This is a genomic window from Rhodocyclus purpureus, from assembly GCF_016653115.1.
GTDB lineage: Bacteria > Pseudomonadota > Gammaproteobacteria > Burkholderiales > Rhodocyclaceae > Rhodocyclus > Rhodocyclus purpureus.
Genome location: NZ_NHRX01000048.1, coordinates 78,508 through 92,434, shown reverse-complemented (window position 1 = coordinate 92,434; position 13,927 = coordinate 78,508). Strand labels below are relative to the sequence as shown.

The following is a 13,927-nucleotide window of genomic DNA, read 5'->3' as shown; positions in this document are numbered from 1 at the left end:
ACTGAAGCCAAGGCACCGTCCGCGACCAGCACGCCGTCATCGCGAGCCCGCAGGGCGTGGCGATCCAGGGCGTAGGTCTCGTTTCGGGTCGGCCGTGGAGGCGGCCAAGGGCGAGAAGACGGAGGAACGAACTGGATTGCCACGGCGCTGCGCGCCTCGCAATGACGGGATGGCGACGCGTCATCCGAGCCCGTAGCGCGTGGCGACCCAGACAGCGCGTCATCGCGAGCCCGCAGGGCGTGGCGATCCAGGGCGTAGGTCTCGTTTCGGGTCGGCCGTGGAGGCGGCCAAGGCCGAGGAGACGGAGGAACGAACTGGATTGCCACGGCGCTGCGCGCCTCGCAATGACGGGGTAGCGGCGCGTCATCCGAGCCCGTAGCGTGGCGACCCAGACAGCGCGTCATCGCGAACCCGCAGGGCGTGGCGATCCAGACAGCGCGTCATCGCGAGCCCGTAGGGCGTGGCGATCCAGGGCGTGGGGCTGATATCGGGTCGGCCGTGGATGGCTGCCAAGGCCGAGGAGACGGAGGAACGAACTGGATTGCCACGGCGCTGCGCGCCTCGCAATGACGGGATGGCGACGCGTCATCGCGAACCCCGAGGGCGTGGCGATCCAGACAGCGCGTCATCGCGAGCCCGAAGGGCGTGGCGATCCAGTGCGTGGGGCTGGCATCGGGTCGGCCGTGGATGTCTGCCAAGGCCGAGGAGACGGGGGAACGAACTGGATTGCCACGGCGCTGCGCGCCTCGCAATGACGGCAGTGCCAGTATCTACAACTGATACTCGTCGCCGCCGCCTTCCATGGCCATGTCGACGGCGCGTCGCGGGAGGTGGGGGGCGAAGAGTTCGATGAAATCGTACTCGTAGCGGCGCAGGCGGACGCCGCGGCGCAGGGCGAGGTGGGTGGTGTTGGTGCCGAACAGGTGTTCGGCGTCGAGCATGCCGAGGCCAGAGTCGCGCGCGGGGTCGTAAGCCATGCGTGCGATGATGCCGATGCCGAGCCCGAGGTTCACGTAGGTCTTGATCACGTCGGCGTCGATCGCGGTGAGCACGATGTTCGGCTCGACATGCGCGCGCTCGAAGGCCTGGTTGATGCGCGAACGGCCGGAGAAGGCCGGGTCGTAGGTGATCAGCGGCCAGCGCGCCAGCACCGGTAGCGTCAGGTTGCCGGCAGCGAGCAGCGGATGCCCCGCCGGCGCGATCACGCAATGGCCCCACTGGTAGCAGGGCAAGGTGACCAGTTCGGCAAAGCGGTCGAGGCCCTCGGTGGCGACGGCGATGTCGGCCTCGCCCTTGCGCGTCCATTCGCCGATCTGCTGCGGGCTGCCCTGGCGCATCGACAGGCGCACCGCCGGATGGCGATCGACGAACTGCTTGACCACCAGGGGTAGCGCGTAGCGCGCCTGCGTGTGCGTCGTCGCGATGACTAGGCTGCCGGTGCCGCCGCCGGCGAACTCGTCGCCGACGCGCTTGATGTTCTCGACCTCGCGCAGGATGCGCCCGGCGATCTCGATCACCTCGCGCCCCGGCTCGGTGATCGAGGTCAGGCGCTTGCCGTTGCGCTCGAAGATGATGACGCCGAGTTCGTCCTCGAGCAGCTTTATCTGTTTGGAAACACCCGGCTGTGAGGTATAAAGCGCGTCGGCTGCCTCGGAGACGTGCAGCCCGCGGCGGGCGACCTCGACGAGATAGCGAAGCTGCTGCAGTTTCATGGCCGTCCCCGTGTGCGATGTCAGACCGTCATTTTATAACATTGAGTTATAACAATCTAACCGAACAGTCTTTTTCCGCCAATAAGCGACTGTTAACATCGCCACCCTAACTTAACCACTCATTGCCGGACCGCCCTACCCGTCCGGCTGAAACGGAACCCGATGTATCGCTACGATGCCACCGACCAGCGCCTCGTCGACGAGCGCGCCGCCCAGTTCGGCGACCAGATGGCGCGCCACCTCGCCGGCGAGCTCTCGGCCGACGACCTGCGCCCGCTGCGCTTGCAGAACGGCCTCTACATCCAGCGCCACGGCCCGATGCTGCGCATCGCAATCCCCTACGGCGCGCTGTCGGCCACGCAGCTCAGGAAGCTCGCCGACCTCACCCGCCGCTACGACCGCGGCTACGGCCACTTCACGACGCGCCAGAACCTGCAGCTGAACTGGCCGAAGTTCGAGGAAACGCCGGCGATCATCGGCGAACTGGCGAGCGTGCAGATGCACGCGATCCAGACCTCTGGCAACTGCGTGCGCAACGTCACCACCGACCAGTTCGCCGGCGTCGCGCCCGACGAGGTCGCCGACCCGCGTCCGTACTGCGAACTGATCCGCCAGTGGTCGACCTTCCACCCCGAGTTCGCCTTCCTGCCGCGCAAGTTCAAGATCGCCGTCAATGCGGCGCAGGAGGACCGCGCGCTGGTCCTCGCGCACGACGTCGGCCTCGAACTCGTGCGTGACGACGCCGGCGAGTTCGGCTTCCGCGTCTTCGTCGGCGGCGGCCTCGGCCGCACGCCGATCCTCGGCAAGGAGCTCTGCGCCTTCCTGCCGCGCCGCCACCTGCTCTCCTACCTCGACGCGGTGCTGCGCGTATATAACGGCCACGGCCGCCGCGACAATGCCTACAAGGCGCGCATCAAGATCCTGGTGCAGGCGCTCGGCGTCGAGGAATTCCGCCGCCAGGTCGAGGAAGAATGGGCGATCTACCGCGACGGCCCGTTGACCGTTCCCGACGAGGAATTCGATCGTCTGGCCGCGCACTTCGCGCCGCCCGCCTATCAACAGGTCGCCGACGCCGCCGGCGAGCGCGGCGAGCTCGATCGCCTCGCCGCCGAGGACCGCGAATTCGGCCGCTGGCTCGCGCGCTGCGTGCATGGACACAAGGTTCCCGGCTACGCCGCGGTGACCCTGTCGCTGAAGAAGACCGGCGTCGCCCCCGGCGACATCAACGCCGAGCAGATGGACGTCGCCGCCGGCCTCGCCGAGCGCTTCAGCTTCGGTGAACTGCGCGTCAGCCACGAACAGAACCTGGTGCTGGCCGACGTGCGACTGCCCGAACTGCCCGAGCTGTGGCGCAGCGCGCGCGAGGCCGAACTGGCGACGGCCAACACGGGCCTTCTCACCGACATGATCTGCTGCCCCGGGGGCGACCTCTGCTCGCTCGCCAACGCGCGCTCGGTGCCGATCGCCGAAGCCGTGCAGCGCCGCTTCACCGCCGAGCGCGAGCACAAGCTCGGCGACCTCTCGGTGAACGTCTCCGGCTGCATGAACTCCTGCGGCCACCACCACGTTGCCAGCATCGGCATCCTCGGCGTCGACAAGCGCGGCGAGGAGTGGTACCAGATCACCCTCGGCGGCCTGCCCGGCCGCGAGGCGAAGCTCGGCGACGTCATCGGACCGTCCTTCCGCGCCGAGGAAGTCGCCGACGTGGTCGAGCAACTGGTCGCGGTGCATGAAGAGAACGCCCAGCCCGGCGAACGCTTCGCCGACACCCTCGCCCGCCTCGGCAGCACCCCGTTCCGCGAACGCGCCTACGCCGGCCGCGGACGCCATCTCGCACAGGAAAGGAAACCGGCCGATGCCGCAAATAATCCGTAAGGACCGCATCGAGGAAGACGGCTGGACGCTGCTCAGGCCCGCCGCCGACGTAGAGATCGCCACGGTCGAACTGCCGGCGACGCCGATCCTGGTGCCGCTGGCACTGTGGCAGGCGCGCCGCGAAGAACTGCTCGCGCGCGCAACGCCGGTCTCCGTCTGGCTCGCCGCCAACGAAAACCCTTCGGCGATCGCCGACGATCTCGCCCGTTTGCCGCTCATCGCCGTCGATTTCCCGAAATTCACCGACGGCCGTGGCTACAGCATCGCGCGCAGCCTGCGCGACCGCCACGGCTACCGGGGTGAAATCCGCGCCATCGGCGACGTGCAGCGCGACCAGTTGCACTACATGCGCCGCTGCGGCTTCGACGCCTTCGCCGTGCGCGCCGACCACGACATCGAGCGCGCGCTCGCCGGACTCAAGTCCTTCAGCGACAGCTACCAGGCCGCGGTCGATGAGCCGCTGCCCCTGTTCCGCCGCCGCGCGCAAGCCAGCGGAGCCGCCGCATGAAGCGTCCGGACTACAGCAAGGACGCCGAGCTCGTCGCCAGCGTCGAGCGCCGCGCCGCGCAGGCGCAGGCGCTGCTGCAGGAGATCGCCGCCAAGTACTCGCCGGCGGCGTTCGCCAGCAGCCTCGGCGTCGAGGACATGGTGCTCACCGACCTGATCGCGCGCAGCGGCCTGCCGATCGAGATCTTCACGCTCGACACCGGCCGCCTGCACGAGGAGACCTACACGCTCCTGTCCAAGGTACGCAGCCACTACGGCCCGCAACTGAAGCTGCCGCTGCGCGTCCTCTTCCCGCGCCACGAGACGGTCGAGGCCTGGGTCGGCACGCACGGCATCAACGCCTTCCGCGACTCGGTCGAGCTGCGCCGCGCCTGCTGCGCGATGCGCAAGGTCGAGCCGCTCGGCCGCGCGCTCGCAGGCAAGAAGGCGTGGATCACCGGCCAGCGTGCGCAGCAGTCGGTGACGCGCACAGGCCTGCCGCTGCAGGAGGACGATGCCGCGCACGGCATGCAGAAGTTCAACCCGCTCACCGAGTGGAGCGAGCGCGAGGTGTGGGCCTACGTGCAACTGCATGAGGTGCCCTACAACGAGCTGCACGACCGCTTCTTCCCGAGCATCGGCTGTTCGCCCTGCACGCGCTCGGTGACCCCGGGGGAAGACCTGCGCGCCGGCCGCTGGTGGTGGGAGAACCCCGAACTGCGCGAGTGCGGCCTGCACCCCGGCACCAAGGCCTGACAACCGAACGCGGGAAGGCGGCAGCACGCTGCCCTCCCCGCGCCAGAACCAAGATTTTTCGCGCCCTCCGGCGCACCCAACCGAATCGCGAGAGACCCATGACAGCACCCTCCGCGCTTGCCGCAGGCAACGCCAAGACCTTGAGCCACCTCGACTGGCTCGAAGCCGAAGCCATCCACATCATGCGCGAGGTGGCAGGCCAGTGTTCGAACCCCGTGCTGCTCTTCTCGGGCGGCAAGGACTCGATCTGCATGCTGCGCATCGCCGAGAAGGCCTTCCGCCCCGGCAAGTTCCCCTTCCCGCTGATGCACATCGACACCGGTCACAACTACAAGGAAGTCGTCGACTTCCGCGACTACCGCGCCGCCCAGCTCGGCGAGCGCCTGATCGTGCGCTCGGTCGAGGACTCGATGAAGCGCGGCACCGTCGTCCTCAAGCACGAGGGCGAGTCGCGCAACAAGCACCAGTCGGTGACGCTGCTCGAAGCGATCGAGGAATTCGGCTTCGACTGCTGCATCGGCGGCGCCCGCCGCGACGAGGAGAAGGCGCGCGCCAAGGAACGCATCATGAGCTTCCGCGACGAGTTCGGCCAATGGGACCCGAAGAACCAGCGCCCCGAGCTGTGGAACCTCTACAACGCGCGCAGCCACAAGGGCGAGAACATCCGCGCCTTCCCGATCTCGAACTGGACCGAGATGGACGTCTGGCAGTACATCGAGCGCGAGGGCCTCGAACTGCCGTCGATCTACTTCGCGCACAAGCGCCCGGTGGTCATCCGCCAGGGCGCCATCGTCCCGGTCAATGTGCCGCTGGCGACCGGCGAGCTGACCAACCTGCCGAAGGCCGGTGAGGAGATCGTCGAGCTGCAGGTACGCTTCCGCACCGTCGGCGACATCTCGTGCACGGCGCCGGTCGAATCGGACGCCGACACCCTCGACAAGATCGTCCTCGAAACCGCCACCACCACCATCACCGAGCGCGGCGCCACGCGTCTGGACGACCAGACCAGCGAAGCCTCCATGGAACAACGCAAGAAAGAGGGATACTTCTGATGAGCGCCCACCAAGTGGAACGCATTTGCCACGATAACGGCCTGCTGCGCTTTTTTACCTGCGGCAGCGTCGACGACGGCAAGAGCACGCTGATCGGCCGCCTGCTCTACGACACCAAGGCCATCCTCGCCGACACCCTGACCGCGATCGAGCGCACCTCGCAGAAGCGCGGCATGGGCGCCGTCGACCTGTCGCTGCTCACCGACGGCCTGCAGGCCGAGCGCGAGCAGGGGATCACCATCGACGTCGCCTATCGCTACTTCTCGACCGGCACGCGCAAGTACATCATCGCCGACGCGCCGGGCCACGAGCAGTACACGCGCAACATGGTCACCGCCGCCTCGACCGCCAACCTGGCGATCATCCTGATCGACGCGCGCAAGGGCGTGCTCACGCAGACGCGCCGCCATTCCAAGCTCGCCAGCCTCGTCGGCATCCCGCACCTCGTCGTCGCCGTGAACAAGATGGACCTCGTCGACTACTCGCAGGAAGCCTACGAGAAGATCAAGGCCGACTACCTCGAATTCGCCGCCAAGGTCGGCATCGACGACGTGCGCTTCATCCCGCTGTCGGCGCTGAACGGCGACATGATCGTCGAGCGCGGCGACGCACTCTCCTGGTACGACGGCCCGACCCTGCTCGAAATCCTCGAGAACGCCCCGGCCGCGCACACCGAGCACGACGAGCCCTTCCGCTTCCCGGTGCAGTTCGTCTGCCGCCCGCAGGACTCGGCCAACCCCGAACTGCACGACTACCGCGGCTTCATGGGCCGCGTCGAATCCGGAACGATCAAGGTCGGCGACGCCGTCACCGTGCTGCCGAACGGCCGCGAATCGACGGTCAAGGCGATCCAGATCGGCGGCGTCGACATCGACGAGGCAATCCACGAGCAGTCGGTCACCCTGCTCCTCGCCGACGAGATCGACACCTCGCGCGGCGATATGATCGTCAAGAGCGACGAGGCGCCGGCGGTGGTCAAGGAAATCCGCGCCACCGTCTGCTGGCTCGCCGAGAACCCGCTCGACCGCGCGCGCACTTACCTGATCCGCCACACGACGCGCGACTCGAAGGCCAAGCTCACCGCCATCGAGCACCGCCTCGACGTGAACACGCTCGAAAACCTGCCCGCCGACAAGCTGGCGATGAACGACATCGCCGTGGTGAACTTCAAGCTCGCGCAGCCGCTGTTCGTCGACCCGTACAAGGACAACCGCGCCACCGGTGCCTTCATCGTCATCGACGAGAGCAACAACAACACCGTCGGCGCCGGCATGATCCTCTGATCCGCCCATGTCCCGGGCCCGCCGCCCGGGACATGATCAGCTTGGCGAGCGCATCGTCCTCGATTCGGGCCTTACGGCCCTCCCACGAAAAGCCGATGCCGTGAGCGTTTTTCGTCCTCGATTCGGGCCTGCCGGCCCTCCCACGACAGGCCGATGCCGTGATCGTTTTTGTGGGAACGGCGTCAGCCGCGAAAGAGCGCGTCAGCCCAGCAGAGCATGAAACGCGCCGACTCGTGCCGTCATAAAGGGGTAGGGGTGAGCACTCGCCCACCCCTACCTTCGAACCGTGCGTGCGGTTTTCCCGCACACGGCTCTCCAGTCGAGAGTTTCTACATCGTGACTGAGTATCGGCCTTTCTGGCATCCCGTCCTCAAACACGCCATGCGCCTGTACGTCGCTATTCCGTCGTTTCCGCGCGTACAGCTTTCCGGGCTTCGCCATCTCACAGCAGGCTCGCCGACACATATCGCCGAATCAGCTTTTTTATTACATCGCCATTAGTTATTAACCAAATAACTTTTTGGTTTTCTTCCAAGCGTCACTAGCGCCTTTGCTAACAGCATTGATAGCCGCTTTGCCGCCTGATTCCATGGTGTTGCCTAACTGGACCACACCATCAGAAACAGTCTTGCCTGCGTTCTTCAACTCTTGCTCAGTTGTCTTAATAGCATCGTCGATTGCTTTGGTCGCTTGAACTGTTGCGTTGTGTGCTGCATTAACTGCATCATTGGCAACTTTTGCTGCATCGTTCGCTGCTTTCAAACATTGATCGGCATAAGCCTGTGCTTGCTTTTGAGTATTGTTATATTCAACTGTGACAGCGTGTAGTTGCTTGTTTGCCTCTGCTACTGCTTGGTCTATAGTCGCGCCTGCGTGTAGTGCTGCATTGACTGCATCAATTGCAGGAGTTATATCCATGTCAAAGTCTATGTCTGCATCAAGTCCTACCAACAGTGCTGCTTCGCCGCTGATACCAATTGATATCTTTCCATCTTCGTAAGTTGCATGGGCTTCGCCTTCTGCACCTACCTGTGCTCCAATGCTTACTTCTGCGCCGCCCTCAACGCTGCCGCCCCCTAACAGAGTATTAAAGCGAGCACTGCCTTCTGCACCTGCACCTGCACCATAGCCTGCAATTGCACCTGCTTCAACAGCAACACCATTCTGCCCCACTGTCATGCTGCCGTCTGCTCTCACATGTACTTCTGTGTATGTGCTTGCTGATCCGCTAGCATTTGCACTAGCTACTTCCATACCTAGTACTGTTGCACTGGCCACAGCTTCAGCACTTACTCCACTTTCAGCACGAACTACGATTTCAAGACTAGCACCAACTGTTGCATTGTTACCATTCAATCCTGCACTTGCTTCTGCATTTGCGTCTGCACTTGCGTCTGCATATGCCGAACCGCTTGCACCTGCGTCAACTCCTGCATATTGATTACCTGCGTGAGCGTCAGCTGATCCTTCAATGCTTGCTCCTGCACTCGCGCCTGCACTTGCACTGGCCGATGCAGATGTGTCAGTAACTGTGGCGCCTGCACTTGCGCCAGCACTTGCACTTGCGGAACCTGAACTTGATGCAGTCATACCTGCGTCTTTGGATCCTAGTGTAACTGTGGTCCTATATTCAGTTGAAGCTGTTGCTTTAACTGCTACCTGTGCTGACTCATAGGTCTTTTGTGCCTCTGCTGCGGCTGCCTGTGCTGCTTCTGCGTCGTCTGCTTTTTGGTTTGCTGCGGTCTGTGCTGCTACTTGTGAGTCAACATCGCCTTCTACTGTAACTGCAATACCGTAATTGTATTTGTTGTCGTGCCCCAATATTCTAATCTTGTGTTCGCCTTCTTCAAGTAAAACTGAGCAACTCCAAGTGTTCTTATAATCTTTGATTTCTAAAACATAGTTGTCGTCGATCCATACTTTGCCGTAATCGTCAATGCTACCGTAGATTGTGTAGTATGCTTTAGCAGGGACTGTAAAGTATTGAGTAGTATCGGTCTCTCCGCCACTCTTGCTCGGGTCCCATACTCCGTTATCGTTTAAGAATTGGCACCAACCCTTATCTGATCTTTTTGGCCAATTCGTCACTGATGATAAATTAAAAAATGTTTTGTTTGTCACGGACAATCCTTTTTATTGATTATGCGGTGGGCAGTGGATAGGAAACGCAACGGCACCAACGCGAGTATCACTGCGCCTTTCGCCCCCTGTCAACTCAACCGGAATTTCACCCGAAGAAGCTCGCTCGATCATGCAGAACCATCCTGAATGCGGAAGGCCGGGCGAATTCGGCCGGCCTTCCGCACTCAGGGACGAACCACCCCGAACCCGCAACACGCTGACGGAAGAACACACTGGATTGCCACGGCGCTACGCGCCTCGCAATGACGTGATAGCGGCGCGTCCGAGCCCGCAGCGCGTGGCGATCCAGACAGCGCGTCATCGAGAGCCCGCAGGGCGTGGCGATCTAGACAGCGCGTCATCGCGAGCCCGAAGGGCGTGGCGATCCAGTGCGTAGGGCTCGCATCGGGTCGCCCGTGGATGGCTGGCAAGGGTGAGGGGGACGGAGGAACAAACTGGATTGCCACGGCGCTACGCGCCTCGCAATGACGGCAGTGCCAGGAGTGCATGCAGCGGGACTGAGGCCGTCATCCGAGCCCGCAGCGCGTGGCGGCCCAGACAGCACGTCATCGCGAGCCCGCAGGGCGTGGCGATCCAGTGCGTAGGGCTCGCATCGTGTCGGTCGCGGATCGCTGTCAGGGGCGCTGAACTAGAAGAACGAACTGGATTGCCACGGCGCTACGCGCCTCGCAATGACGAGATAGCGACTCGTCAAATGACGAGATGGGGACGCGTCATCGCGAGCCCGCAGGGCGTGGCGATCCAGTTCGTAGGCCTCGCATCGGATCGCGCCTGGATGCCCTGCAAGGGCGAGGAGAAAGAAGAACGAACTGGATTGCCACGGCGCTACGCGCCTCGCAATGACGGCAGCGAATGGCTGCGTTTCACGCTCAGGGGCACCACGACTCGCTACGATCGTTCGCGCGCCCCCCCCTCAAAACTCCGCCAGATACTCCCTGGCCGCCATGTCCATTCTGATCACATGCGTCTGAACCAGCGTCATCAGGAGTTGCAGCAGGCCGTCGCGGTCGACCTTGCCCAGCGCATCCTCGGCGACGACCGCGCGCAGGCGGGCGAGGATCGCCGCGTGCGCCGCGCGGTGCGCCGCCAGCCGCGGGTAGTAGTTCCGCTCCATGATCTCTTCCTCGCTCGCGAAGTGCTCGGCGACGAGCTTCTCCAACTCGACAAGCAAGTCACGAAACTGCCGGCAGGCGGTCAGTTCGCTGCGCACCCAGCCGGCGATCTCCTCGCTCAGATTGAAGATCCGCTCGTGCTGATCGTCGATCAACACGTTGCCGACGCTCAAGGCGCCGTGACACGGTGACATCTTCTTCTCGTTCATCATCGATCTTGGCAGTTGATAGACGGCAACGCGTGCAGGCGCGAAACCGGCGCGATCGCCCTTTATAGGCAACTGCAGGGATAGCTTCAGCATAGCGTGTGAAGCGGGGTGGCCGCTGTGCGAACGAACACTAGGCTCCTCGGAGGATGCTGAATTCCCGGAACAAGCGGCTCGGCAGAGGCACGGCCAGTCGCCAGTATATCGTCATAGGTTTCACTCCTTCAGCCTTCTCCAGCTTGAGCGGACCACAGGCACGATAGGGAGCACCTTTGGCCGTACGAACAAAAAGCTGGAAGCTCCAGCCGTTCTCGGGACTTTCCAGATAGCGGCGGCCCGCCGCGGTATGCGGACCCGCCGTGTTCTGCGACTGCCAATGGAAGAGCTCGGCGCTGATGGCGTAATCGTGATAAGCGATCTTTTCGTGATAGCCCTCGCGTTTGTCGAGGGTCACGAAGAGCAGTTCGACCTTGCGATCTTTTAGCGCCAGAACGCCTGCCTGAAAAGGCGTGCGCCGGGTAGCCGTCAGCCAACCGACGGCGGTCAAGATTTCGCGGATGCCGTAAGCGCCATGCAGGCACAGCGGAACATCTTCCAGCCCAGGAAGCGCCTGCTGCCGCAAAGTGCTCCTTGCTTGCAGCACTTCCCCGATCTCGGCGAGTTCGGCGCGATGCTCAGGGTGAGCCAGCAAGCGCTTCAGGAAGTCTTGTCCGCTTCCGGTCTGGTGGTGCTGCGCGTCAACCTGGTAGCTGAACATCTGCAGCAAGCGGCGTTCGCCTTCGTCTTTTGGCTGATAAGTCGTCGTCGGTTCGGCGACCTTGAGCAACAGCTCAGTGCGCGCCGGATCGTCCATATGCAGCAGGTCACCAAAGCGCCGTCCGAAATAATCGTCCTCGTTCCCCGGCGAGGTCGTCAGCAGGCCGGCGTCACGCTTCAGGTTGGTCCACCCGGAGCGGCCGCTGCTGCGGTAAATGTCGTCGATTTCGATGGCCTGCTCGCGCAGAAAACTGGCCAGCCGGATGTTGCTGCGCCCGCGCAAGGCCGCATAGGCTTGCAACTCGGTCCGCAGCCGTCGCCAGTTCTGCTGTACCAGCCTTCTCAGGCTGCGCAGTACCTGTTCGCGCGTCTGCTGCTGCAGATGGATATGACAACCCGGTGGCAAGGTGCCGAAGCCCTTATCCACCGCCTCGATCAACTGACTGCGCGAGAAACCGGTGATCGTGGCCAGGAGGGAATCGAAGCGAAATTCCTGCCGATGGCGACCGACGAAATCGAGCACCAGACAGCTTTCCTTCCCCTTGGCCAGACGCAGTCCACGACCGATCTGCTGCTGGAATAGCACCGGGCTCTGTGTTGGTCGCAGCAGCAGCAAGGTGTCGACTAGCGGCAGGTCCACGCCCTCGTTGTAAAGGTCGCAAGTCACCAGTGCAGCCACTTCACCGCGCGCCAGCATCTCCGGTGCGCGCCGCCGTTCGTCCTCGGGGGTGTCGCCCACGACGCACAACGCTTTGATGTCAGCACGATTCAGCCGGTCGGTCATGTACTTGGCGTGAGCGACGGAGACGCAAAAAACAAGCGCACGTCCTCGTTTTGGATCGCCCGCCAGCCGACGCCATTCGTTGAGCACCAGCCGAGCGCGTACCTCGTTGCCCGTGACCAGATTGTCGATGGCGTCCCGTTCTCCCGACTGCTGCCATGGAACTTCGGAAAAATCGGTCTCGTCGTCGCAGGCGTAATACTCGAAGGGGCTCAAGAGTTGCTGATCGAGCGCGTGCCAAAGCCGGAGTTCGACCGCCGGCGCCCCATCAGGCCGGCAATCAAAGTAGCCGAGGATCGATTTGCCATCGCTACGCTCCGGGGTCGCCGTCAGACCCAGCAGTAGCCGCGGCCTGACGGCCGTGACAAAAGCGTCGAACCAATCGGCCGCCAGCCGGTGGCATTCATCGACCACCACAACATACCAGTGATTCGCCCCCCAGCGCGCCAGCAGATCACGGCTCACGACGCTGTCGATCGAAGCAAAGAGGTGATCGAATCCTTGCGGTTCGCTACCACCGACCAACAAGTCACCGAAGGAATGGTCGCGCAGCACCTCGCGATAGGTGCGCAGCGCCTGTTTCAGGATTTCTTCCCGGTGCGCAACAAACAGCAGCCGCGGCCGTCCGCCCTCCCGTAGGCAGAGATCCTTGTAGTCGAAGGCCGCAACGACGGTCTTGCCCGTCCCCGTCGCAGCAACCACCAGGTTGCGCCAGCGTCCGTGATCGCGCTCGAGTTGCAACTGGTCGAGCATCTCCTGCTGATAGGGCTTCGGCTCAAGATCGAAATAGGTCGGCCGAGCGAGGATCTCGTCTCCGGATTCGCGCTTCAAGGCTTCTCCCAGCGCCAAACGATGTGCCGCGTTAGCGGGGTCGTAGCCTTGAAACTCGCTGTCCTCCCAAAGCGTCTCGAAATGGGCGCTGGCACGCTCGAAAAGCTCGGTCTGGCCACGCTCGGTGAACTTCACCGTCCATTCCAGGCCACCCATCAACGCGGCCCCCGACAAATTGGCACTGCCGACGTAAGCGGAGCCAAAGCCCGTCCGCCGCCGGAACAGCCAGGCCTTGGCATGCAATCGGGTGCGGCGACCGTCGAGCGAGATGCGAATCTCGCAACCGGGAAGGCTGGCCAGCTCGTCGAGCGCCAGGATTTCCGTGGCGCCGGTGTAGGTGGTGGTGAGGACGCGAATTCGCGTTCGCGGCTGGCCACCGGCACCGACAGCGGTTATCGACCGCAGAATGTCGAGCAGCTTGCGCACGCCGGAATGGGTGATGAAGCTGACCAGAATATCGACCTGATCGCAGCTCGACAGCTCTCGGCGCAGCTCGCTCAGCAGCGAGGGCGAACCTTTGCCGGCAGTGAACAGCCACGGCGCCGCCAGACCGGTCTCCGGAGGTACCGGCGGGGAAGACTGGCGATGGATGGCCTGCAGGATCTGCGCGGGAGAGGAGAGAACATCGGCATCTTCAGCGCGATTGCCAAGGCGACGACGCAGACTGACGAGAATGAAATTGACCAGGTCCAGCTGATGGCGCAGCTTCTCCGCGCCCTCGCCTTGCAGGTCGTCCAGTATGCGAGACAACTGGGCTGCCAGCGCGTCGGCTAAACGCTCAGGGGCGTCTTCCGCCGTCAGCGGTTTGAGCGTACGGCCTGCCTCGTCAGCGCTCTCTGCGATGACATCCCAAAGCGTCTTTGTCAGTAGCTGGTCGTAGAGTCCGTCAGGCAATGCCATGTCGTGGTTCGTCCCCGCTGCCCGCGGACGCTTGC

At 63.4% G+C, this 13,927-nt stretch carries 9 protein-coding genes; 5 read left to right on the top strand and 4 right to left on the bottom strand.

All coding sequences use genetic code 11. The features are described from left to right. Nucleotides 1-770: 770 nt before the first annotated feature. Nucleotides 771-1,712, bottom strand: a complete 942-nt coding sequence (locus CCR84_RS10045) for a CysB family HTH-type transcriptional regulator (RefSeq protein WP_201211827.1) — start codon at nucleotides 1,710-1,712, stop codon at nucleotides 771-773. 162 nt (nucleotides 1,713-1,874) lie between these two features. Here CCR84_RS10045 and CCR84_RS10040 point away from each other — a divergent pair, with 162 nt between their 5' ends. The 5 genes from CCR84_RS10040 (at nucleotide 1,875) to cysN (ending at nucleotide 7,164) form a co-directional block, all read left to right on the top strand. Then, nucleotides 1,875-3,587: a nitrite/sulfite reductase gene (locus CCR84_RS10040; protein WP_201211826.1), complete on the top strand. Its 1,713-nt coding sequence runs from the start codon at nucleotides 1,875-1,877 to the stop codon at nucleotides 3,585-3,587. Then, nucleotides 3,568-4,095: a DUF934 domain-containing protein gene (locus CCR84_RS10035; RefSeq protein WP_201211825.1), complete on the top strand. Its 528-nt coding sequence runs from the start codon at nucleotides 3,568-3,570 to the stop codon at nucleotides 4,093-4,095. The genes CCR84_RS10040 and CCR84_RS10035 overlap by 20 nt, the downstream gene beginning before the upstream one ends. Beyond that, nucleotides 4,092-4,829 (top strand): phosphoadenylyl-sulfate reductase, encoded by a 738-nt coding sequence (locus tag CCR84_RS10030; RefSeq protein ID WP_201211824.1) that lies wholly within the window; start codon nucleotides 4,092-4,094, stop codon nucleotides 4,827-4,829. Before CCR84_RS10035 ends, CCR84_RS10030 begins: the two co-directional genes overlap by 4 nt. Before the next feature lie 98 nt (nucleotides 4,830-4,927). Then, entirely contained in the window at nucleotides 4,928-5,881 is a 954-nt protein-coding gene (cysD, locus tag CCR84_RS10025; protein WP_201211823.1) for a sulfate adenylyltransferase subunit CysD, read from the top strand. Next, nucleotides 5,881-7,164, top strand: a complete 1,284-nt coding sequence (gene cysN, locus CCR84_RS10020; protein WP_201211822.1) for a sulfate adenylyltransferase subunit CysN — start codon at nucleotides 5,881-5,883, stop codon at nucleotides 7,162-7,164. The genes cysD and cysN overlap by 1 nt, the downstream gene beginning before the upstream one ends. A 504-nt stretch (nucleotides 7,165-7,668) precedes the next feature. On the opposite strand, the gene CCR84_RS10015 is transcribed toward cysN, so the two are convergent. The 3 genes from CCR84_RS10015 to CCR84_RS10005 form a co-directional block, all read right to left on the bottom strand. Further along, complete coding sequence (locus CCR84_RS10015; protein WP_201211821.1) at nucleotides 7,669-9,285, bottom strand: hypothetical protein; 1,617 nt, start codon at nucleotides 9,283-9,285, stop codon at nucleotides 7,669-7,671. Between the two features lie 934 nt (nucleotides 9,286-10,219). Beyond that, nucleotides 10,220-10,720, bottom strand: a complete 501-nt coding sequence (locus CCR84_RS10010; protein ID WP_201211820.1) for a hemerythrin domain-containing protein — start codon at nucleotides 10,718-10,720, stop codon at nucleotides 10,220-10,222. Between the two features lie 37 nt (nucleotides 10,721-10,757). After that, nucleotides 10,758-13,892, bottom strand: coding sequence for a DEAD/DEAH box helicase (locus CCR84_RS10005; protein ID WP_201211819.1), 3,135 nt, complete (start codon nucleotides 13,890-13,892; stop codon nucleotides 10,758-10,760). Nucleotides 13,893-13,927 lie beyond the last annotated feature (35 nt).

Excerpts from the sequence above, each read along its gene's own strand:
- CCR84_RS10045 (WP_201211827.1), bottom strand. The coding sequence starts at position 1,712 with ATGAAACTGCAGCAGCTTCGCTATCTCGTCGAGGTCGCCCGCCGCGGG.
- cysD (WP_201211823.1), top strand. The coding sequence starts at position 4,928 with ATGACAGCACCCTCCGCGCTTGCCGCAGGCAACGCCAAGACCTTGAGC.
- CCR84_RS10040 (WP_201211826.1), top strand. The coding sequence starts at position 1,875 with ATGTATCGCTACGATGCCACCGACCAGCGCCTCGTCGACGAGCGCGCC.
- cysN (WP_201211822.1), top strand. The coding sequence starts at position 5,881 with ATGAGCGCCCACCAAGTGGAACGCATTTGCCACGATAACGGCCTGCTG.
- CCR84_RS10030 (WP_201211824.1), top strand. The coding sequence starts at position 4,092 with ATGAAGCGTCCGGACTACAGCAAGGACGCCGAGCTCGTCGCCAGCGTC.
- CCR84_RS10035 (WP_201211825.1), top strand. The coding sequence starts at position 3,568 with ATGCCGCAAATAATCCGTAAGGACCGCATCGAGGAAGACGGCTGGACG.
- CCR84_RS10005 (WP_201211819.1), bottom strand. The coding sequence starts at position 13,892 with ATGGCATTGCCTGACGGACTCTACGACCAGCTACTGACAAAGACGCTT.
- CCR84_RS10010 (WP_201211820.1), bottom strand. The coding sequence starts at position 10,720 with ATGCTGAAGCTATCCCTGCAGTTGCCTATAAAGGGCGATCGCGCCGGT.